General features: G+C 73.4%; 25 protein-coding genes. 17 read left to right on the top strand and 8 right to left on the bottom strand.

Annotation, left to right across the window (positions count from 1 at the left end):
* Nucleotides 1-4: 4 nt before the first annotated feature.
* Nucleotides 5-208: a hypothetical protein gene (locus AB0M46_RS16325; RefSeq protein WP_363336628.1), complete on the top strand. Its 204-nt coding sequence runs from the start codon at nt 5-7 to the stop codon at nt 206-208.
* Complete coding sequence (locus tag AB0M46_RS16330) at nt 205-639, top strand: hypothetical protein (protein WP_363336630.1); 435 nt, start codon at nt 205-207, stop codon at nt 637-639. The genes AB0M46_RS16325 and AB0M46_RS16330 overlap by 4 nt, the downstream gene beginning before the upstream one ends.
* Here AB0M46_RS16330 and AB0M46_RS16335 read toward each other — a convergent pair.
* Complete coding sequence (locus tag AB0M46_RS16335; protein ID WP_363336632.1) at nt 560-1,312, bottom strand: endonuclease/exonuclease/phosphatase family protein; 753 nt, start codon at nt 1,310-1,312, stop codon at nt 560-562. The genes AB0M46_RS16330 and AB0M46_RS16335 overlap by 80 nt on opposite strands.
* An 11-nt stretch (nt 1,313-1,323) precedes the next feature.
* Between AB0M46_RS16335 and AB0M46_RS16340 the strand changes: the two genes are divergently transcribed.
* The 4 genes from AB0M46_RS16340 to AB0M46_RS16355 all read left to right on the top strand — a co-directional run bounded on the left by AB0M46_RS16340 (nt 1,324) and on the right by AB0M46_RS16355 (nt 3,898).
* Nucleotides 1,324-2,592, top strand: a complete 1,269-nt coding sequence (locus tag AB0M46_RS16340; protein ID WP_363336634.1) for an ArgE/DapE family deacylase — start codon at nt 1,324-1,326, stop codon at nt 2,590-2,592.
* Nucleotides 2,593-2,707: 115 nt separating this feature from the next.
* Complete coding sequence (locus tag AB0M46_RS16345) at nt 2,708-2,839, top strand: hypothetical protein (RefSeq protein ID WP_363336636.1); 132 nt, start codon at nt 2,708-2,710, stop codon at nt 2,837-2,839.
* A 55-nt stretch (nt 2,840-2,894) separates the two neighbouring features.
* Nucleotides 2,895-3,221, top strand: coding sequence for a PadR family transcriptional regulator (locus tag AB0M46_RS16350; RefSeq protein ID WP_363336638.1), 327 nt, complete (start codon nt 2,895-2,897; stop codon nt 3,219-3,221).
* A 221-nt stretch (nt 3,222-3,442) separates the two neighbouring features.
* Entirely contained in the window at nt 3,443-3,898 is a 456-nt protein-coding gene (locus tag AB0M46_RS16355; protein ID WP_363336640.1) for a DUF1203 domain-containing protein, read from the top strand.
* A 170-nt stretch (nt 3,899-4,068) separates the two neighbouring features.
* Here the strand turns inward: AB0M46_RS16355 and AB0M46_RS16360 are convergent, their stop codons facing one another.
* Together AB0M46_RS16360 and AB0M46_RS16365 are read right to left on the bottom strand one after the other, a co-directional pair.
* Nucleotides 4,069-4,926 (bottom strand): hypothetical protein, encoded by an 858-nt coding sequence (locus AB0M46_RS16360; RefSeq protein WP_363336642.1) that lies wholly within the window; start codon nt 4,924-4,926, stop codon nt 4,069-4,071.
* Nucleotides 4,923-5,315, bottom strand: a complete 393-nt coding sequence (locus AB0M46_RS16365; RefSeq protein ID WP_363336644.1) for a hypothetical protein — start codon at nt 5,313-5,315, stop codon at nt 4,923-4,925. The genes AB0M46_RS16360 and AB0M46_RS16365 overlap by 4 nt, the downstream gene beginning before the upstream one ends.
* Nucleotides 5,316-5,420: 105 nt before the next feature.
* Here AB0M46_RS16365 and AB0M46_RS16370 point away from each other — a divergent pair, with 105 nt between their 5' ends.
* Nucleotides 5,421-5,855: a nuclear transport factor 2 family protein gene (locus tag AB0M46_RS16370; RefSeq protein WP_363336646.1), complete on the top strand. Its 435-nt coding sequence runs from the start codon at nt 5,421-5,423 to the stop codon at nt 5,853-5,855.
* Here AB0M46_RS16370 and AB0M46_RS16375 read toward each other — a convergent pair.
* Together AB0M46_RS16375 and AB0M46_RS16380 are read right to left on the bottom strand one after the other, a co-directional pair.
* Nucleotides 5,839-7,089 (bottom strand): hypothetical protein, encoded by a 1,251-nt coding sequence (locus tag AB0M46_RS16375; protein WP_363336648.1) that lies wholly within the window; start codon nt 7,087-7,089, stop codon nt 5,839-5,841. The two genes, AB0M46_RS16370 and AB0M46_RS16375, sit on opposite strands and share 17 nt — an antisense overlap.
* Nucleotides 7,090-7,209: 120 nt before the next feature.
* The gene (locus AB0M46_RS16380) at nt 7,210-8,193 is read right to left on the bottom strand and encodes a YafY family protein (RefSeq protein WP_363336650.1); all 984 of its coding nucleotides are present in this window, start codon (nt 8,191-8,193) and stop codon (nt 7,210-7,212) included.
* A gap of 93 nt (nt 8,194-8,286) precedes the next feature.
* Between AB0M46_RS16380 and AB0M46_RS16385 the strand changes: the two genes are divergently transcribed.
* The 8 genes from AB0M46_RS16385 (at nt 8,287) to AB0M46_RS16420 (ending at nt 15,736) form a co-directional block, all read left to right on the top strand.
* On the top strand, nt 8,287-8,754 hold the full coding sequence (locus tag AB0M46_RS16385) for a VOC family protein (protein WP_363336652.1): 468 nt from the start codon (nt 8,287-8,289) through the stop codon (nt 8,752-8,754).
* An 88-nt stretch (nt 8,755-8,842) separates the two neighbouring features.
* Nucleotides 8,843-9,889, top strand: coding sequence for an aldo/keto reductase (locus AB0M46_RS16390; protein WP_363336654.1), 1,047 nt, complete (start codon nt 8,843-8,845; stop codon nt 9,887-9,889).
* The gene (locus AB0M46_RS16395; protein WP_363336656.1) at nt 9,886-10,995 is read left to right on the top strand and encodes a winged helix DNA-binding domain-containing protein; all 1,110 of its coding nucleotides are present in this window, start codon (nt 9,886-9,888) and stop codon (nt 10,993-10,995) included. The genes AB0M46_RS16390 and AB0M46_RS16395 overlap by 4 nt, the downstream gene beginning before the upstream one ends.
* Nucleotides 10,996-11,101: 106 nt before the next feature.
* The gene (gene hisD, locus AB0M46_RS16400; protein WP_363336658.1) at nt 11,102-12,418 is read left to right on the top strand and encodes a histidinol dehydrogenase; all 1,317 of its coding nucleotides are present in this window, start codon (nt 11,102-11,104) and stop codon (nt 12,416-12,418) included.
* Nucleotides 12,415-13,197: an SDR family NAD(P)-dependent oxidoreductase gene (locus AB0M46_RS16405; protein ID WP_363336660.1), complete on the top strand. Its 783-nt coding sequence runs from the start codon at nt 12,415-12,417 to the stop codon at nt 13,195-13,197. The genes hisD and AB0M46_RS16405 overlap by 4 nt, the downstream gene beginning before the upstream one ends.
* Nucleotides 13,198-13,218: 21 nt before the next feature.
* On the top strand, nt 13,219-14,307 hold the full coding sequence (locus AB0M46_RS16410; protein WP_363336662.1) for a LacI family DNA-binding transcriptional regulator: 1,089 nt from the start codon (nt 13,219-13,221) through the stop codon (nt 14,305-14,307).
* 7 nt (nt 14,308-14,314) lie between these two features.
* Complete coding sequence (locus AB0M46_RS16415; RefSeq protein WP_363336664.1) at nt 14,315-14,791, top strand: RidA family protein; 477 nt, start codon at nt 14,315-14,317, stop codon at nt 14,789-14,791.
* Nucleotides 14,792-14,794: 3 nt separating this feature from the next.
* Nucleotides 14,795-15,736: a 3-hydroxyacyl-CoA dehydrogenase family protein gene (locus AB0M46_RS16420; protein WP_363336666.1), complete on the top strand. Its 942-nt coding sequence runs from the start codon at nt 14,795-14,797 to the stop codon at nt 15,734-15,736.
* 60 nt (nt 15,737-15,796) lie between these two features.
* Here the strand turns inward: AB0M46_RS16420 and AB0M46_RS16425 are convergent, their stop codons facing one another.
* Complete coding sequence (locus AB0M46_RS16425; RefSeq protein WP_363336668.1) at nt 15,797-16,669, bottom strand: amidohydrolase family protein; 873 nt, start codon at nt 16,667-16,669, stop codon at nt 15,797-15,799.
* A gap of 18 nt (nt 16,670-16,687) precedes the next feature.
* Nucleotides 16,688-17,461, bottom strand: a complete 774-nt coding sequence (locus AB0M46_RS16430) for a creatininase family protein (protein ID WP_363336670.1) — start codon at nt 17,459-17,461, stop codon at nt 16,688-16,690.
* 171 nt (nt 17,462-17,632) lie between these two features.
* On the opposite strand from AB0M46_RS16430, the gene AB0M46_RS16435 reads away from it, so the two are divergent.
* Complete coding sequence (locus AB0M46_RS16435; protein WP_363336672.1) at nt 17,633-18,595, top strand: sugar kinase; 963 nt, start codon at nt 17,633-17,635, stop codon at nt 18,593-18,595.
* A gap of 43 nt (nt 18,596-18,638) precedes the next feature.
* On the top strand, nt 18,639-19,229 hold the full coding sequence (locus tag AB0M46_RS16440; protein WP_363336674.1) for a bifunctional 4-hydroxy-2-oxoglutarate aldolase/2-dehydro-3-deoxy-phosphogluconate aldolase: 591 nt from the start codon (nt 18,639-18,641) through the stop codon (nt 19,227-19,229).
* Here AB0M46_RS16440 and AB0M46_RS16445 read toward each other — a convergent pair.
* Entirely contained in the window at nt 19,192-20,112 is a 921-nt protein-coding gene (locus AB0M46_RS16445) for an IclR family transcriptional regulator (RefSeq protein WP_363336676.1), read from the bottom strand. The two genes, AB0M46_RS16440 and AB0M46_RS16445, sit on opposite strands and share 38 nt — an antisense overlap.
* Between the last annotated feature and the right edge of the window lie 328 nt (nt 20,113-20,440).

Below are 20,440 nucleotides of genomic sequence, written 5' to 3' on the forward strand. Positions count from 1 at the left end.
CGCGATGGAGCTGCCCGACCTCGTCCGCCAGCGCCGCCGGCACCAGCCGCGCCCCCGCTCCTGGCTGGCCGCAAAGCTCAAGCGCGGCGAGCTGTGCCGCGACTGCGGCCAGCCGTGGCCGTGCGACCAGTACGTGTCGGCCCGCAACTCGGTGCTCGTCTACGCCATGCGACGCATCGAGGTCGCCCGGCCCGGGAGCCTTGGGTGACGCAGGCGCACATCCCGGCCCGGCCCACGTGGCGGTGCACGGGGTGTGCCGAGCCGTGGCCGTGCGCCGCGAAGCGCGGCCAGCTCGTCGCCGAGTACGCCGACAATCCGGCCGAGCTGCGCACCCTCATGGCCCTGCGGGTGGCCGACGCCGCCGAGGACCTGCGCCAGATCGGCGCCGAGCAGCTGTGGAAGCGCTTCATCGGCTGGCTGCCGGAGCCCGGCCAGGGCCCGATCGTGCGCTGGGTGGCCAACCCGCCGCTCGGCGGCCACCGCCGCCAGCCCCCGCCGCGCGAGCAGATCGACCCGCGTACCTCCGGCAGCGCCGCCCAGGCCGCCGCCGCGCAGGTCTCTACGCTGCCCGGGCCACCAGCGGGTAGTGATCCGAAGCGGCTTCCGCCTCCCCACCGGTCACGGCGTAGCACTCGGTGAACCGCCCGGCCACGCCCGGCGTGGCCAGCACGTAGTCCAGGCGCATCTGGGTGAACTCCGCGCCGCCGCCGCGGGTCGTCGGCACCGTCCACGGCTGCCCGCGGCCGCACGCGTGGAACACGTCGACGAGCCCCCGCCGGGCCAGCAGCGCCGTTGCCCGCACGTCCGGCCTGTGCGCGAGGCCGTGCACGTGCCGCCGCCGGTACGGCATCGGCAGCCGCGCCACCTCCAGCCCGTGGTCGGTGTAGGGGTCGAGGGTGTTGAGGTCGGCCAGCAGTACCGCCGGCCGGTGCCGTCGCATGAACGCGGCCAGCCATCCCGCCTCCACCCGCCGGACCCGCCCCCAATAGGGCGACAGGTGCGCCCCGATCACGGTCAGCGCCCCGATCGGCGTGGCCAGCCGCGCCCAGACCGCCGCGTGGTGCCACGGCCGTCGCACCCGCCCGGCGCCGAGCACCCGCAGGTGCCGCCCGACCAGCAGCCCGACCGGCTGCCCCCACCGCGACCGCGCCACGAACTGCCGCATGCCGGTCACCGCGTCCAGTGCCGGTTCGCCGCGGAGCTCCTGCAGCGCCACCACATCGGGCCCGGCGCCCTCGATGACCCGGCCGATGGCCGCAAGCCGTGCGCCGCCACCGTCTTTGATGTTGTACGACATGAGCGTCAGCGTCATAGATTGCCCCCGTGAACCAAGATCTGCAGCCCGCCCTCGATGCCCTGCGCGACGCCCGCGCCGAGGCGGCCGCCACCCTCACCGACCTGATCCGCATCCCCAGTGTGGGCGGCACCGCCGCGGAAAGCGAGATCGTCCACCACGTCGCCGCCCTGCTGCGCGCCGAGGGCATCGAGCTCGACCTGTGGCGGATCCCGGTCGCCGAGCTCGCCGCGCAAGCCGGTTTCCCGGGCATGGAGGTCCCCCGCGAGGAGGCCTGGGGCCTGGTCGCCCGCCTCCCCGGCCGGGACCCGGACGCCCCGAGCCTCATGCTGAACGGCCACCTGGACGTGGTCCCGCCCGGCGACCCGGCGACCTGGACCACCGACCCGTGGTCCGGCGCCGTGCACGGCGAGCACGTCCACGGCCGGGGCGCCTGCGACATGAAGGGCGGCTTCGTGTCGGCCCTCTCGGCGTTCCTGGCCGTGCACCGCGGCCGGGCGACCCCGCCCGGCGACCTCCTCCTCGCCGCCGTGGTGGGCGAGGAGGACGGCGGCCTGGGCACCTACGCGGCCCTGGCCCGCGGCTGGCGGGCCGGCGCCTGCGTCATCACCGAGCCCACCGCGCTCGACGTCCTGGCCGCCAACGGTGGCGCCCTGACCTTCCGCCTGCGCGTCCCCGGCAGGGCCGCCCACGCCTGCGCCCGGACCTCCGGCGTGAGCGCGGTCGAGAAGTTCCAGCTGATCTTCCCGGTCCTGCGCGCCCTGGAGGCCTCCCGCAACGCCGCCGTCGACCCGATGATGTCGCGCTGGGACATCGCCTACCCGCTGGAGATCGGCACCGTGCGCTCCGGGGACTGGGCCTCCACCGTCCCCGACCTCCTGGTCGCCGAGGGCCGCTTCGGCGTGGCCCTGGACGAGCCGGTGGCCGAGGCCCGGGCCGCCTTCGAGGCCACGGTGGCCGGGGCCTGCGCCGCCGACCCGTGGCTGCGGGAGCACCCGGTCACGGTCGAGTGGTGGGGCGGCCAGTTCGCCTCGGGCCGCTGCCCCTCCGGCAGCACGCTGGTCCGCCGCCTCCTGGACACCCACGTCGAGGCCCACGGCACGCAGCCGCCCGCGGTCGTCGGCGCCCCGTACGGCTCCGACCTGCGCCTGCTCACCGCCGCCGGCATCCCCGCCGTCCAGTACGGCCCCGGCGAGGGCTACGGCCACTGCCCCGACGAGCGCGTCTCCCTCGCCCAGGTCCACGCCTGCGCCGAGACGCTGCTGCGCCTGTCCCTGCGGCCCCAGGGCGCGAGGTAGCGGCCGGCAGGGATGCCACCATGGATCGACGCACCGTAGTTGTTCGACCTCGTCGGGTAGTCGAGGGTATTGAAGCGTTGACCCGTTGCTGTTAAGACAGTTTACTAATTCCCCAGTGGAGGCCCCGATCCGCAAGGGTTGGTCGATGCGCATCCGCCGGCTCCTGCTGTCTGCCGTGGCCGTCGGCGCCAAGGCCTTCCTGGCCGTGCCGTTCGTCTCGGCCGCCCCGGCGTCGCTGACCCCGTGATCGCCTGGCCGATCGGTTGATTGTATATATCGACAGTCTTTATATAGTGATGGGTATGACTGGCTTACCGTTGCGCGAACCGACGTTCCTGGTCCTGACCGCCCTCGCGGCCGAGCCCCAGCACGGGTACAGCGTGCTGGACGACGTGCGCCGCATCTCCGAGGGCAGGGTGCGCCTGCAGGCGGGCACCCTCTACGGCATCCTGGACCGGCTGCGCGCCGACGCCCTGATCGTGGTGGACCGGGAGGAGGTCGTCGCGTCGCGGCTGCGTCGCTACTATCGGCTCACCGAGGTCGGGCGCGAACTGCTCAGCGCGGAAACCATCCGCCTGCACCGCAACGCGGCCGCGGCCGAGCGGCGGCTGCGCGAGGCGGCCGCCTGACCCTTCGCGGCCCGTTCGATGCGCTCCAGCGCGGCGTTGCGCGGAGCGCAGCGATGCGCCAGGTTGTGCTGCCCGGCCACGAGGATCGCCGCGTTGGGTGTCAGCCGCGCGGCGGCCGGCCCGGGCAGCGCCATCCGCCGCGCCACGGATGATCGTCCGGCACCGAATGCCACGCCCGATTCCCGCCAGCATTCGCGCGTCCGGGCTCGCACGCTTGGAGCATGTTCACCGTTCACGCCATCGACCCCGCCCACATCGAGTCCGTGCGCACCGCCGGCACCGACGTCTCCGGCCACCCGGTCCAGCGGATGGAGGCCGAGGGCGGCGAGCCGCTGCGCTGCTGCCTGCGCAACGCCACCGCCGGCGAGCAGCTGATCCTGTTCGGCTACGAACCGCTGCTGCCCCCGAGCCCGTACCGCGAGATGGGCGCCGTCTTCGCCCACGCCACCCGGTGCGACGGCCCGTCCGGCAGCGGCTACCCGGAGGCCTGGCGCGGCCGCCCGCAGGTGCTGCGCGCGTACGACGAGCGCGGCTGGATCCACCCGGCGACCCGGACCCACGACGGCACCGCCCCGGAGGCCGAGCTCGCCGACATCCTCGCCGACCCGGCCGTGGTCCGCGTCGACAGCCGCAACATTTCCTACGGCTGCTACATGTTCACCGTCACCCGCGACTGACCCGAGCGGCTCTCGGCGCGCCTGCGGCCGTGCTCGGCCGGGGCGTGGAACGCGGGAGCCGTCCGGCAGCACCCGCACGATCCCGAGCGCGGCCAGGTCGAAGTCGCGCCCGGGGTCGCCGGTGGTGGGCAGGTCGACCAGCTCGACCCGACCCCGTGTGACAGCACGGCCTAGCGCACCACGGCGCTCAGGGCGTCGGGGTCATAGCGGTCCTCGTCCACCGGTTCGGTGGTGAACAGGGTGACGGTCGCGCCCGGCTGCAGCGACTCGCGCAGCGCCGCCAGGTCCGCGCCGGGCTCCACGCGGTGCCAGCGGCGCTGCTCGCCCGAGCGCTCCAGCAGCGGCAGCGCGGAGCCGGCCGCCGCCACCCGGTCGGCCACCTCCGACCACCACGCGTCGCCGGTGACGGGCAGCGGCGGCGCGAACATGGCGGCGCGCTGGGACATCTCGAGCAGCGTCATGCGCTCCGGCGGCGTGCTCGGCAGCGCTGCCACGCCGGAGCGCAGCATCGCAGCGTACAGCCGCCGGCGCAGCCCGAGCACGGCCACGCCGAGCAGGGCCGTCAGCGCCAGCCGGGCCACGAGGATCGGGATCATCCACTCCAGGCGCACGCCGAACGCATGCGCGGCCATGAAGTCCGCGCGGGGCAGGGTCGCCGCCGCCACGAGGGTGGCCGCGGCGCCGACCTGAAACAGCGTCAGCGGGATCGTGCGCAGGACCGCGGCGGGCTGCTCGCCGAGCCCGCGCAGCGCGGCCACGTTGAACAGGTACCAGGCGCAGAGCGCGGCGAGCAGCACGTGGAACAGCACCATCTCGCCCGTGCCGAGACCCAGCCCGGCCTGCAGGACGTGTAGGTCCGGCGCCGGCAGCCCGGCCCGGACCCGCAGCAGGTCGGCCAGGTCGAACGCGGCGACGACGGCGAAGACGCCCGCCACGGCGAGCAGGCCCCACGTGGCCCACTCGACCCGGGCGCCCGCCCCACCGGCGGCGAGCCGGAACGGCGGCCGAGCCGCCGCGTCCGCCGTCATACCCGCCACCCGCCCGCCACCGCGTGGAGCCGCTCGGCCGTGGGGACATCGCCGGTCGCCACCGCCCAGCGGTCACCGGAGATCAGCGCGGCCGAGACGCCCATGAAGCCGGCACTGGCCACGACGAGCTTCTCGCTGTTCACCCAGGCGTCGCGTTGCGTGTTGTCATTGAACGTCATCACCGTGACGTCGAAGCCGTCCTCCTTGCAGGCGACGGTCTCCCGGGCCCCGGAGTAGGGGCGCGGCTTGGCCGCCGAGCAGCCGAAGAAGGCGGCCAGCGCAGCCGCCGACGGCGCATCGGCCGCGGCGGAGTCTCGGTTCGCCGCGATGCTGTTGGCGGTGATGACGGCGACCGCGACCAGCATCCACAGGAGGCGTTGGAGGGACACGCGAGGCACTGTACCGGCGCATGATCCGTCGCGGGGTCCCGGTGGCTGTCGATGGGTGGCCCGCGAAACTTCCACCCGGGCGAATCGGAGCGTACACTCCGATTCATGAGTAGTCCCCGGGCGCTCGTCGAGCGCTTCCTGCAGGTCACCGTCTCCGCCGTCCCGGGCGACCTCGCCGACTTCTACGCCGACGAGGTCGTCATCGAAATGCCGTTCGCCGTCCCGGGCCTGGTCCCGCCGCGCATCGAGACCACCCGCGAGCAGCTGCGGGCCCGCTTCGCCGCCGGCCGGGCGGTGCGCCGCTACACCGGACTGTCCGGGGTGCACATCCACGAGACCGCGGAGCCGGGGACGGTGATCGCGGAGTACGACGTGCACGGCGCGATGGTCGCCACCGGCGCCCCGTTCACGCTGCGCTTCGTGATGGTGATGACGATCCGCGACGGCCGCATCGTGCACACCCGCGACTACTCCGACCCGATCGCCGGCGCCCGCGCCCTCGGCCGCCTGCCGGAGCTCGTGGCTACGCTTTCCGGCTGATGCGGTACTCCAGGGTCAGGAACGGCAGCCCGAAGAGCGAGAAGGCGTGGTCGGCCCGCAGCTGCCCGTCCCGGACGTAGACGTCGAGCTCCTCGGCGAAGCCGTGCACCGCGACCGTCGACAGGTTGCGCGTCTGCGGGTCGATGAAGCTCAGGTAGTGCCCGGTCTGCCCGTCCGCGCCGCGGCTGGTCAGGCGCAGCCCGCCCCCGTCGCGCGGGCGTGGGGCCAGCGTGGCGGTGAAGTTGGCCTGCGGCAGGGGGAAGCCGACGCTGACGTAGCCGCGCTCGCCGTGCCGGTAGGTGGTGTAGATGCCGACGTAGATCGGCTCCCCGCTGTCCGCGAAGCTGCGGATCCACCCGCGCGTGGACACGACCCCGTCGGCGCCGCTGATGGTGTCGATCCGGCTGTGCATGCCCTGCTGGATCTCGCGCTGGTTCATCGGCACGTTGGCCTGGCCCAGGGGACGGGCCACGAGGTTGCGGTACAGCAGGTAGCCCGGCCGCGCCCAGGCCCGCCAGCGGGGCACGATGTCGAGCGTGAACCGGGTCGTGTGCTCGTAGAACTCGCGCACCAGCGGGTCGACGCTGGCCGGGTCGAAGTCGGGACCCGCAAGCGCGTCGAGGTCGGCGACGATCCCGACGTCCTCGGCCGCCTCCCGGTACGTCCCGCCGATCGCGTCGGCCAGCGCTCGCACGTAACCGGTGCCGACATAGCGGGTGCGGGCTTCCAGCGGTACGACAAATGGCAATGACTCGGCGGGCGCGCTCCCGGCGACGAGGGCCACCTGCGGGTCGCGGAACACCAGCTGCGACACGGTCCGGAAGGCGACCACGCCGGCCGCCGCGACCTGCGCCGGTGGCCGGTTGCGCATGGCCGCCCCGACGGCCAGGCCGACGACCGGCCCGAGCGCGACCTTCTGCGGCCGCACGCCCATCGCCCCGGCGATCGCGCCGCTGGCCACGCCGACCGCGAGCGGGCTCGCCCCGGCCTTGCCGGCCGCCCACCCGATCGGCGCGGCGATCGCCCCGCTGGCCGCGATCCGTGCCCACACGGCCGGGATCTCGTCCGGCCCCTGCATCGCCCGGGCCGCCCCGTCGATCGCGGCGAGCGCGCCGCCGCCGACCAGGGCCCCGGCCAGCGCGGCCCGCGGCCCGCGGTGGGCCGTGAGCGCCGCCCCGGCGGCGGCCCCCATCAGCGCGGCGAACCCGGCTCCCTGCACCCGCTTGGCATCCATGCGGCCAGTCTCACACGGACGTTCCCGCGCCGGCGGTCCTGGCGAAGCGGCGGGCCAGGCGGCCGAGGGCGTCGGCGAGCTCGGCGGGTCCGACGACCTCGATCCCGGTGCGGCGCAGTCTCAGACGGGCGTTCCCGCGGCGGCGGTCCTGGCGAAGCGGCGGGCCAGGCGGCCGAAGGCGCCGGCGAGCTCGGCGGGGCCGACGACCTCGATCTCGGTGTCGAACCGGGCGATGGCGGCGGCGAGGCTGGGCCAGGACCAGGAGCCGAGCGTGAGCCGGCAGCGGTCCGGGCCGAGCTCCTCGACGATCCCGTCGCGCGTGTAGAGGGCCACGGTGGCGGCCGGCAGGTCGAGGATCACGGTGCCCTGGCAGGCCCAGCCGGTGGTGCCGTCGTCGGCGCCGCGGAACCTGCCGGTGACGAAGGTGCTCACATCGCCGCCGGGCAGCGTCCTGGGCGTGAAGCGGGGTCCGTTGGGGATGCGCAGGGTGATCCGGTCGGCGCGGAAGGTGCGCCAGTCCGACCGGTCGAGGTCCCACGCGACGAGGTACCAGCGTCCGTCCCAGGTGACGACGTGGTGCGGCTCGACGCGGCGCGGGGGCTTGTCCGCGGTCTCGGGGCCGTAGTCGAAGCGGAGGATCTCGTGGGCTTGCACGGCCGAGCTGATCGCCAGGAGCGCGCCCGCGTCGATCGGGGCAGCCGGCCGGGTGGTGGGCCGTTCGACGGCGGTGACCTGCAGGGCGTTGACGCGGTGCCGGAGCCGGGACGGCATGACCTGCCGGATGGTGGTCAACGCCCGTGCCGCCGCTTCGCCGGTGCCGTCGCCCAGGGTGGTGGCGGCGACCTGCAGCGCGATGGTGAGGGCGACGGCCTGCTCGTCGTCGAACAGCAGCGGCGGGAGTTCGGTGCCGGCGCTGAGCCGGTAGCCACCGTCGGGACCCTTGGCGGCGGCGATGGGGTAGCCGAGTTCGCGCAGCCGGTCGACGTCGCGGCGCACGGTGCGCAGGCTGATGTCGAGCCGCTCGGCCAGCAGCGTGCCCGGCCAGTCGCGGCGCGTCTGCAACAGCGACAACAGGGCCAGCAGCCGGCCAGAGGTTTTCGGCACGAGTTTGAAGCTACTCGCAGAAGGTGCCACAACCTGTCACCTATGGCGCCGAACCTTGGTGATGACCGCAAACAACTCTCACCAGGAGTCTCGATGAGCATCACCACCACCGCCCACCTCAACTTCCGGGGCAACGCCCGGGAGGCGCTGGAGTTCTACCGGACGGTGTTCGGCGGCGAGATCATCGTCATCACGTACGGCGACTTCGGGATGCCGAAGGACCTGCCCGACGCGAGCAAGGTGGTCTGGGGCCAGGTCGCGGCCGGGGACGGCTTCCGCGTCATGGCCTACGACGTGCCCGGCCAGGCCGGAGCCGGCACCGCGCCGGCGCCCGCCACGCGGCGCGAGCACGGCATGACGCTGACCGGCGAGCCGTTCTTCCTGTCGGTCCGCGGCGAGACCGTCGAAGAGGTCGGCGCGCTGTGGGCGAAGCTGGCCGACGGCGCCACCGTCGTCGAGGCGTACGGCCCGGCGCAGTGGGCGCCGGCGTTCGGGATGCTGACCGACCGCTTCGGCATCACGTGGATCCTCGACGTCGCCGCCCAGCACGCCAACGCCTGATCCCCGCTCCGCGGCACCGGGACGAGGCGGCGCCCAGCCCCGCCGTCTCGTCCCGGTGCCGGTTCCCCGGCCTCGAAGAAGGAGCCATATGCGTACGCGTCCCCTGGGCCGCACCGGCATCCAGGTCAGCCCCTACTGCCTGGGAACCATGATGTTCGGCCCGAACGGCAACCCCGACCACGACGACTGCATCCGCATCATCCACCGGGCCCTCGACGCCGGTATCAACTGCATCGACACCGCCGACGTCTACGGCGGCGACGGCGCGACCGAACGGATCGTGGGCAAGGCCCTGCGCGGCCGCCGCGACGACATCGTGCTCGCCACCAAGGTCAACGGCCCGATGGGTGCGGATCCCAACCGGCGCGGCAACTCCCGCCGCTGGATCGTCACCGCGCTCGATGCTTCACTGCGCCGCCTCGGCGTCGACCACATCGACCTCTACCAGGTCCATCACCCCGAGCCCGGCACCGACATCGAGGAGACCCTCGCCGCGCTGACCGACCTGCAGCGGGCGGGCAAGATCCGGGCGTTCGGCCACTCCAGCCTGCCGTCCGCGGAGATCGTCGAGGCCCAGTGGGTCTCCGAGCGGCGCGGACTGGCCCGCTTCCGCACCGAACAGCCGCCGTACTCGATCCTCAACCGCGGCATCGAGCGCGAGGTCCTCCCGGTGTGCGCGCGGTACGGGATCGGCACCCTCGTCTGGAGCCCGCTGGCCATGGGCCTGCTCACCGGCCGCTACCGCAAGGCCGGCGCCTCGCAGTCCTCGCAGGCCCGGATGCACTGGGTGCCCGGACACATGACCGACGAGCGCAAACTCGACGCCGTCGAGCGGCTCATCCCGATCGCCGAACAGGCCGGGCTGTCGCTGACCCACCTCGCCCTGGCCTTCACCATCACCCACCCGGCGGTCACGTCGGCCATCATCGGCCCGCGCACCACGGCCCAGCTCGACGACCTGCTCGCCGGCGCCGGCACGACCCTCGACGACGACATCCTCGACCGGATCGACGAGGTCGTCCCGCCCGGCGTCGACCTCGGGCCGATCGACGTCTCCTACGTGCCGCCGGAACTCGCGCAGCCCCACCTGCGGCGCCGCCGCACCGCCGAGCGCGCCGCGGCGGCCCGGGGATGACCGAGCGCCTCGACGCGCGAGCGCTCAACCGCGCCACCCTGGCCCGCCAGTTCCTGCTCGAGCGCACCGGCGCGTCCGTGCTCGACGCGGTGGGCCACCTGTGCGGGTTGCAGGCGCAGGAACCGCAGGAGCCGTTCGTCGGGCTGTGGTCGCGGATGCGCGGCTTCGACCCCGCCGAACTCTCACGGCTGCTCGAACAGCGCGCCGTGGTACGGCTCCACCTGATGCGCCGCACCGTGCACCTGGTCACCGCCGAGGACGCCTGGCACTGGCGGCCTCGGCACCAGGCGCTGCTGCGCCAGCGCATCCTCGGTGTGTACGCCCGTGATCTCGCCGGGCTCGACCTGGACGAGCTCGCGGCCCAGGCCCGGGCGCTGCTGTCCGACGGCCGGCCCCGCTCGCTCGGCGCCATCGGGCGCGAGCTGGCCGAGCGGCATCCGGGCCGCGCGCCCCGGCCGCTGGGCGAAGCCGTCGTCGCGGCGCTGGTGCCGGCGGTCCAGCTCCCGCCGCGCGGCACCTGGCGCAGCACCGCCGGGGCAAGCTACGTGCCACTGGCACAGTGGCTCGGCCGCAGCGCCGCGCCCGAGCCCTCGGACTCGGCCGATCCGGTCGGCGCGGATCTGGTACGGCGCTACCTCGGCGCGTTCGGTCCCGCGGCCGGCGCCGACCTGCGCGCGTGGTGCGGGCTGGCCGGGCTGCCCAAGGCCGTGGCGGCCGTCCGCGACGAACTGGTCAGTTTCCGCGACGAACGCGGCCGCGAACTGCTCGACCTGCCCGGCGCTCCGCGGCCCGGCCCGGACACGCCTGCGCCCGTTCGCTTCCTGCCTGCCTTCGACAACGCCATCCTCGGGTACCACGACCGCAGCCGCATCATCGACCACGACCACCGCGGCCTGTCCGTCGCCGCAGCGCGGGTCGTGCTGGTCGACGGCCGGGTGTCCGCCACGTGGACCTGCGACTCGGGCGGCATCCGGGTCACGCCGCTACGGCAGTTCACGCATTCCGAGCGTGCCGCCGTCGCCGAGGAGGCCGACCACCTTGCCACGTTCCTGTCGGATGACGGGTACGACCGGCATGGTGCCGCCGCGCCTATGCCGCGGCGGTGACCTCCGCGACGGGCAGGTCGATGTGGTCATGCAACGGGCGCTGGCGTGACGGCCGGGCGGTCGCTATGGTTACGTAATCATGACTACGATTTCACAGGGGTGACCGGTGACCGCTCTGAAGCAGGCGCAGCATCCGAGTCGGCCGGAGCGGCAGTCCGTTGCCGAGGTGGTCGCGGGCATCATCGACGATGTGCGGCGGCGCGGTGACGAGGCGGTGCGGGCCTGTTCGGAGAAGTTCGACAGCTGGAGCCCGCCGAGCTTCCGGCTGAGCGGCGACGAGATCGAGCGAATCGTGGCGCGGGTGCCGCAGACCGTGATCGACGACATCCGTTTCGTCCAGGCGCAGGTTCGCGGGTTCGCCGAACATCAGCGAGCGTCGATGACCGACATCGAGGTGGAGACACTGCCGGGCGTGCGGCTGGGGCACCGGCACATCCCGGTCGCCGCGGCCGGGGCGTACGTCCCCGGCGGGCGCTACCCGCTGGTGGCCTCCGCGCACATGACCGTGGTCACCGCGAAGGTCGCCGGCGTGTCCCGGGTGGCGGCATGCACCCCGCCGATCCGCGGCGTGGTCCCGGACGCCACCGTCGCCGCCTTGCACCTTGCCGGCGCCGACGAGATCTACCTTCTCGGCGGCGTGCAGGCCATCGCCGCGCTCGCGCTCGGAACCGAGTCGATCTCCCGGGTGGACATGCTTGCCGGGCCGGGCAACGCCTACGTGGCGGAGGCGAAGCGCCAGCTGTTCGGCGAGGTGGGCATCGACCTGTTCGCCGGGCCGACGGAGATCCTGGTGCTCGCCGACGACACGGCGGATCCGTTCGTGGTCGCGGTGGATCTGCTGAGCCAGGCGGAGCACGGTCCCGATTCGCCGGCGGTGCTGATCACGACGTCGCGGCCGCTGGCCGAGCAGGTGCTGCGGCACATCGACGAGATCCTGCCCGGCATGCCGACGCGGGACATGGCCGAGCCCGCCTGGCGCGACCACGGGCAGGTGCACGTCGTGTCCGGCCCGGACGAGATGTTTGCGTTGGCGGACGAGTTCGCGAGCGAACACGTGGAGGTGCTCACCACAACGCCCCGGGACGCGCTGGATCGGATGCGCAACTACGGCGCGCTATTCCTGGGCGAAGGCACCTGCGTCTCGTACGGGGACAAGGTGATCGGGACGAACCACGTGCTGCCCACCCGGGGCGCGGCCAGATACACCGGCGGACTGTGGGTCGGCAAGTACCTCAAGACGGTGACCTACCAGGAGGTGCTCGACCCGCAGGCGAGCGCCGAACTGGGCCGGCTCTGCGGCCGGGCCAGCCGGGTGGAGCTGTTCGAGGGCCACGCCCGATCCGGCGACGTGCGGGCGGCGAGGTACGCCGGCGACCGGCTGAGCTGGACGGAGCACGACCTGTCCGCGGCCGCCGCGTCGTGACCCGCGAGCAGTCGCGGGTGCCCGGTGCGGGGGCGGGGCTGGACTTCCGGTTGGACGGTTGCCGGGCGTTGGTGACCGGGGCCGCCGGTGGCCTGGGCCGTTCCATCGCCGACGGCCTGGCGAGCCTGGGCGCCTCGGTGGTCGGCACCAGCCGGAACGCCGCGACGGCCGGCGAGCTGGCGCGCCGCTACGGCACCGAGCCGTGTGTGCTGGACGTGCGTGACGTGGCCTCGTTCGAGTCCGTGGTGGGCCGGGTGTGGGCGGAGGGACCGCTGGACGTCGTGGTGAACAACGCCGGCGTCAACCGGCCCCAACCGATGCTCGAGGTGGACGAGCAGTCCTGGGACGAGATTCAGGCCACCAACCTCAAAGGTGCCTTCTTCCTCACCCAGGCGGTCGCCCGCAGGCTCGTCGCGGCGCAGCGTCCCGGCAGCGTGGTGACCATCGGTTCGCAGGCCGGGCTGGTCGGCATCGAGGAGCGCGCGGCGTACGCGGCGAGCAAGGGCGGCGTCACGGCGTTGACCCGGGTCATGGCCATCGAGCTCGCCGCTCACGGGATCCGGGTCAACGCGGTCGCGCCCACGTTCGTCAGCACCGCCCTGACCCGTTCCACGCTCGAGCGGCCGGAGCTGCGCGAGGCGTTCCTTGCACGGATCCCGCTGGGGCGCTTCGGCGAGCCGGACGACGTGGCCGCGGCGGTAGCGTTCCTCGTGGGGCCGATGGCCGGCCTGATCACCGGTCATACCCTGGTGGTCGACGGCGGATGGACAGCCCGGTAGCCGCGGGAGCAGGAGGTACTGATGGTCACCAGTAGGGACGTGGCACAGGTGGCGGGTGTTTCGCAGGCGACGGTCTCGCGGGTGCTGCGCGACGCCGGTCCCGTCAAGGCTGAGACACGCACCCGGGTGCTGGAGGCCGCGGCGCAGATCGGGTATCAGCCCAATGCGTTGGCGCGGGCGATGCGGACCCGGCGCAGCGGCACGGTCGGCGTGGTGGTCTCGCACCTGACCAACCCGTTCTACCCGGGACTGATCGAGGAGCTGAGCGCGGAGCTGGGCAGTGCCGGATGCCGGATGGCGCTGTGGACGTCCGCGGGTCCGGGGCAGGACGCGGCGCTGGAGGCGATCCGGCAGGGTGTGCTGGACGGCGTGCTGTTCACGGCGGCGACGGCGAAGTCGGCGGCGCTGCGGGAGGCGATGCGGGCCGGCGCACCGGCCGTCACCCTCAACCGGGCCATGCCGGGCTGGAAGTGTGACCAGGTGGTGAGCGACAACCGGGTCGGCGGCCAGCGGATCGCGAGGTACTTTGCCGCCGCGGGGCATCAGCGGGTGGGCTACATCGGCGGCCCGGCGGCGCCGAGCACGTCCGCGGACCGGGAGAAAGGCTTCCTCAGCGGCTTGGCGGCCGTGGGGCTCGCGCTGCCTGAAGACTATCGCCGCGGCGGCGACTTCACCTACCGGCGCGGGCGGGAAGCCATGCGGGAACTGCTGTCGCTGACCCGGCCGCCGACGGCGGTGTTCTGCGTCAACGACCTGACCGCCCTCGGCGCGTTGGACGGCGCCCGGTCGCTTGGCCGAGCGGTACCCGACGACGTGTGGGTCGTCGGGTACGACGACATTGCGATGGCGTCGTGGGACGCCTTCGATCTGACCACGGTCCGGCAGCCGACCGCGGAGATGGCCCGCATCGCGGTGCAGTTGCTGCTGGCGCGGGTGGCCGAGCCGGCCACCGCGCCGCGCAGGGTCACGATGCCGGCCGAGCTCATCGTGCGCGGCTCCACCGCGCATCACGGTGGCGACGAAGCCCGATCGGCGGGCACGCCACCGACCAGCCGGGCCAGGCGCCCGGCTGCCCCTACCCGCGAGCCGCGGCTCGCCCGATCCCGGTGAGGAACCCTTGACCACAGCATCGTCGCTTCTGTCCACGCTCGTCACCGACGGACCCCCGCCGGCCGGTGGGCCGCGCCCGGCCATCCTGCCGCTACGGCACGACGAGGGTCTGGTGACGGTTTCCGGCCAGACCGCGGTCGGCTCCGACGGGTCGTTGCGCCACACCGGATCGGTGGGCGACGGCGCACTGAGCCTGGCGCAGGCCCGGGATTGCGCGTGGCAATGCGCGCTCAACGTGCTCGCCGTGCTGCAACGGGAGCTGGGCAGCCTGGACCGGATCGCGCAGGTCGACCGCATCACGGTCTACGTCGCCAGCGTGCCCGGGTTCACCGACCAGCATCTGGTTGCGGACGCGGCGACCGAGGCCTTCCTGCGGGTACTGGGGGAGCGAGGTGCGCATGCCCGCACGGCGCTGGGTGTCGCGGCGCTGCCCACCGGCAGTCCCACCGAGGTGGACGCGATCGTCCGGGTCCAGCCGGCGTAGCGGATGGACGGATTCGAACGGGCCGCGATCGTCGGCGCGGGCACGATGGGTCGCGGCATCGCCCGGCTGCTGGCCGGGCGGGGCGTTGCGGTGTCACTGTGCGACCGCGACGAAGCGCTGGCCGAGGCGGGCCGGGCCACGCTGGTCGAGGACGTGCAGGCAGCGGTTCGCCGCGGCGAGCTGCCCGCGGACGAGGCGGCGCGCACGCTCGCGCGGGTGCGGTCCGCGGCCGATCTGGCGTCGGCGGTCGACGGCGCCGAGCTGGTGGTCGAGGCGATCCCCGAGGTACTCGAGGCCAAGCGCGAGGTGTGGCAGCGGCTCGCCGGGTGCGTCGGCGGCGAGGCGGTGCTGACGACCAACACATCCTCGTTCGACATCGACGTCGTGGTCGGCGACCTCGGCGCAAGCGGTCGCGCGCTGGGTATGCACTGGTACAACCCGGCCTACCTGGTGCCGTGCGTCGAGCTGGTGCCCGCCCGCGGCACCGATCCGGCGGTGGTGGACCGGGTGGCCACGTTCCTGCGGTCGGTGGGCAAGTCGCCGGCCGTGGTGGCGAACCGGGCCGGGTTCGTCGGCAACCGCATCCAGTTCGCGATGATCGCCGAGGCGTTCCGGTGCCTCGAGGAGGGCGTCGCGTCCGCGCAGGACATCGACGCGATCGTGCGCGACTCGTTCGGGTTCCGGCTGGGGGACTACGGTCCCTTCCAGGTGGCCGACATGAACGGGTTGGACGTGTACCAGGGCATCCTGGAGTACCTGGCCGGGCAGCTGGGCGAGCGGTTCGCGCCTGCGCAGGAGCTGCTGGGGCGGGTACGGGCGGGGCGGCTCGGGCTCAAGACCGGCTCGGGCGTGTACCCGTGGCCGGCCGAGGCGGCCCGTGCCGCGCTGTCGCAGCGGGATGAGCGGCTGCGCTCGCGCCTGCGGTCACGGGAGGTCGCCGGGTAGGCCGGCTCGACCGGGTTGGACCCGGCGGGCCGGCCGACCGGCAGGCCCGCCGGACGCCCGCTACGGCAGGGTCAGGCCCAGGGCGCCCAACGCATCGGCGTGGACAATGCGGTCGATGACTTCGGTGGAGATGCGCGGCAGCGCGGTGCCGGCGAGGATGTCGTTGACCCGGCGCAGTCCGGCGATCGCTTCGTCGGTGTTGGCGATCGGGTAGTCGGATCCCAGCAGCAGCTTCCCGGCCGCGCCCCACTCGGTGGCGTACAGCAGCGACTCGTAGCAGACCCACGGTCGCAGGTAGATCGAGGACACGTCGGCGTACACGTGAGGGTGCTTGCGGATGGTGGCCACCGTCTCGCGGCCCCACGGGTGGCCCATGTGCGCCATGACGATGCGCAGTTCGGGGAAGCGCAGCGCCACCTCGTCGGTGACCAGCGGGTAGGTGTACCGAAGCGGGGCCTGGCGGATCGGCGACGCGCCCTGGTGGAACAGGATGGGCAGCCCGGTGCGCTCCGCGTGCGCGTACAACGCGATGGCCTCGTCGCACAACGGGTCGAAGTTCTGGTAGTTGGGGCCGAGCTTGATGCCCACCAGGCCCCGCTCCCGCCACTTGTCGACCTCGTCGATGACCGCGGGCCACAGCGGGTTGACCGACATGAAGCCGATCCGCTTGTGCGGCGCGTCCGCGCAGAACGCGGCGGTCGCCTCGTTGGTGTCTTCGGGGCGGTACCGCATGCCGGTCGCACCCAACGGGTCGTCGACCGCGATGTTGAACACGATCGAGACATCACAGCCGGCCATGGCGCGGTCGTAGTCGTCCCAGGAGTTCGTGGTCACCACCGTGCGGTCCGTGCGCCAGCCGTCGTAGCTGAGCAGCTCGTCGGCGGGCACCGCGTGGCGGTGGGTGGGGGTGTGCGCGTGGACGTCGACAATCACGCTGCGGTCCTCAATTCTTCACGACGGTACCTCTGCGGCCGCGACGGCGATGATGCGCTCGGACAGCCGCGCCACGCATCGGGCGAACCACCATGCGCCGGCCTCGGCGCTGGCGCCGAACGGGTCATCGGTGTACCCGTCGAGGTGCCGCCAGATCTCGTTGTCGTGCATCATCACGTCGGGGACGTCGGGCACCGTTGGCGGTGACGGGCGGTGTGGGGCGGCACTGACCGGCGCCGGACGCAGGTGCGCGATCATCGATGTCTCGAAGGCGCCGGCGTGTCCTGGAATCGGGGTGCTGGGCTGTGGGTCCTCGCCCGTCCGGTCGCCGTCGCCCGGCCCGGTGAGCAGCTGCCAGTAGTCCAGATGGCCCACCGACAACGGATGCCGGCTGGCCGCCGCGGCGCTCGCGGCGTGGCAGGCGCCCCGGTTGCCGCCGTGCCCGTTGACGATGAGCATCCGCCGGCCGCCGGCCGCGGCCACCGACCGGGCCAGGTCGACCAGCACCTGGGTGAGCGTTTCGACGGTCAGCGACAGCGTGGCGCCGAAGGGGAAGTGGTGGTCCGATGCGCCGAACCGGAGCGTGGGCGCGAGCACCAGATCCCGCGGCGCGCTCGGCGCGGCCTGCCGCACGGCCGCTTCGACGGCCGCCTCCACGATGAACGCGTCGGTGCCGGTCGGCAGGTGCGGACCGTGCTGCTCGACGGCGCCGACGGGCAGCACCACCAGCGCTGAAGGCAGGTGTTGCCGCAGGGTTTCCCGGTCGCAGTCTGCCCAGTGCAATAGCGTCACGCGCAACACCCAACCTGCGGCTCAACCGCAGCGGCGATGAGCCCTACGGTGCCTCGAAACGATCTCGGCCTCCCGACCATAGGCGCGATTCTCGGTGCCACGCAAGGGTTCCCGGCTGTTGACGTCGACTTGTGACTACGTAGTCTAGGAGCGAGGGAGAGGGGGTCCGCCATGACAGCCGGAGCACCGGAAGTGGTCACCTGTGGCGAGGCGATGATGCTGCTGCTGGCCGAGCCGGGCGTACCGCTCGCGCGGTCGTGGCAGTTTCGCCGTTCGGTCGCCGGCGCGGAGAGCAACGTGGCGATCGGGCTGGCCCGCCTCGGGCACCCGGTCCGCTTCATCGGGGCGGTCGGCGCCGACCCGGCCGGCGACGTTGTGCTGCAGGTGCTGCGCGGTGAGGGCGTGGACGTCGGCGCGGTGCGGGTCGATCCGGACGCGCCGACCGGCCTGCTGCTGCGCGACTGTCACGCCGAGCGGGGGATCGACGTGCAGTACTACCGGGCCGGCTCCGCCGCGTCGCTGCTGTCGCCGGACCGGGTGGCGGTGCCGGCCGGAACGCGCGTCGTGCACGTCACCGGGATCACCGCCATGCTCTCCGATTCGGCGCATGCCACGACGCTGCGGCTCATCGAGGCGGCGCGTGCGGCCGGCGCCATCGTGTCCTTCGATCCCAACGTGCGCAACAAGCTCGGCGATCGCGACCGGTGGCGCGCGGTCGTGGCGCCGTTGCTGGCGCGGGCGGATCTGGTCGTGGCCGGCTCGGAGGAGTTGGAAATGCTGACCGGCGAAGGCTGCGAACGGTCGGTGACCCGGTTGCGGGCGGCCGGGGTGAAGACCGTCGTCGTGAAGCACCCGGACAAGTCGGCGCAGCTGTGCACCGAGGGCGGCAGCTGGACGCAGCCGGCCTTCGCGGTGCGGGTCACGGATCCGGTCGGTGCCGGAGACGCATTCGCCGCCGGCCTGCTCTCCGCGATCCTGCGCGGCCTGCCGCCCCAGCGGACACTCGCGGAGGCCGCCGCGGTGGCGGCGCTGGTCGTCGCGTCCGCCTCCGACATCGATGGCCTGCCGAGCGCCGCCGAGCGGTCGCGGGCACTGTCCCGCTTCACCGAGAACACCGAGTCCGTCAATCGTTGACCGCACCAGAGCGTCAGGAGAACCGATGTACCGCTGGGATGTCATGCAGACCCTCGCCGCGCAGCGAGTGCTCGGCATCATTCGCGCTGACGGAGCCGACGCCGCGGTGCGGGCCGGCGAGACGCTGATCGGCGCCGGCCTGCGCGTCATCGAGGTGTCGCTGACCACGCCCGGCGCGTTGCACGCGATCGAGCGGCTGGCCGCGCGGCACACCGGCTGCGTGGTGGGCGCGGGTACCGTCCTGGACGAGGCCGCGGCGCGGGCATCGATCGCCGCAGGCGCGCGGCTGGTCGTGTCGCCGAACCTGCATCGCGCGGTGGTGCGCACCGCGCACCGGTACGGCGTGGCCGTGATTCCCGGTGCGGCGACGCCGACGGAGTGGACCCAGGCGCTGGAATGGGGAGCGGATGCCGTCAAGCTGTTCCCCGCCTCGGCCCATTCCCCGGCGGTCCTGCGCGACGTCCTGGCCGCGCTCCCGCAGGTGCCGGTGGTGCCAACGGGCGGGGTCAGCCTCGAGTCGGCACCGCAGTGGATTGCGGCCGGGGCCTTGGCCTGTGGCATCGGATCGGCCCTGTCCGCGCACGGCGACGAAGCCGTCAGTCGGCTGCTGGCGCGGCTGGCTGAGGCACGCTGACCGGGGTCTTGCCGCGGCGCGTGGCACGGGTCGCGGCGCCCGGATCGGCGTCGGGCGCCTGCCGCGCGGCGGGCGCGACCGCCGCGGGCGAGCCGTTGCCCCAGTCGCGCGGCACGGTCCCGCCGAAGGCGGCGGTCAGCAGGGCCGCGGCGCCCCGCACCGCACTGACGATGTCCGGCAGGCGGTCCTCGGTCATCCGGGCCGGGACGCTCGTCACGCTCAGCGCGAAGTAGGGCTGCGCGCCGGCGGCGAAGATGGGCGTGGCGACGCATTTGATCCCCAGCGTGCCCTCTTCCTCGTCCAGCGCGTACCCGCGGGATCGCACCATGGCCAGGTGCTGGCGCAGCGCGCTGCGGGTGGCCAGCGAGTTGACCGTCTGCGTGCGCAGGCGCTCGTCGGGGTAGAGCGCCTCGAACTCCTCGCCGGCCAGGGTGGCCAGCAGCGCCTTGCCGAGGCCCGCGCAGTGGGCGGACTCGCGGGTGCCGACCCGTGCCGCGACGCTGAACCCGGACGCCGGCAGCGCGCGCGCCACGTGCACGACCTCGGCGCCGGCCAGCACACCGACGTGCACGGTCTCGCCGACCGCCCGGGCCAGCTCGGAGATCACCGGCCGTAGCCGGGCCTCGGTGTCGTACTTGTCGCCGATGAGCACGGCCAGACCGAGCGCGGAGACGCCGAGCTCGAACTCTGTGGTGTCGCCGGAAGCGCTGCGGCGCACCCAGCCGCCCCGTTCGAGTGCGTCGCACAACCGGTAGGTGGTTGTCCGGTTGAGGCCCGCAGCCTGAGCCAGTTGCCCGGCGGTCATGCCGCTCTCGGAGCCCGCCAGCTCACGCAGGATGACGAGCCCCTTCTCCAGGCTGCTGAGATCGCCGCCACCTGCCACCAGTGAACCCCGCTCCGCACTCAACCAAGGCTGTCCGCTCACCGTACACGCCGTCCTGCTTGGTGAACAATCGGCGCATCGAGTCATTCCGGGGCGCGGGCCGCCCGGCGGTTCGCAGTGAACACCGCGTTCGGCGCACGGCCGATTCCCCGCACCGGCTATCGGACGAGGTACCTGGGCCGATCCGTGAGCATCGAGGTGTGGTCCGATCCGTCCAGGCTGCGGACAAATGCCCGCTGTTGGGGCGCGTCTTTCCCCTGTGGCGCCTCTTGTGTTCCTCGAACGGGGCTCCTAGCCTGTTCGCTACGCAGTCACAGTGTTCGCATGA

Source organism: Dactylosporangium sp. NPDC051485 (assembly GCF_040682015.1).
Lineage (GTDB): Bacteria > Actinomycetota > Actinomycetes > Mycobacteriales > Micromonosporaceae > Dactylosporangium.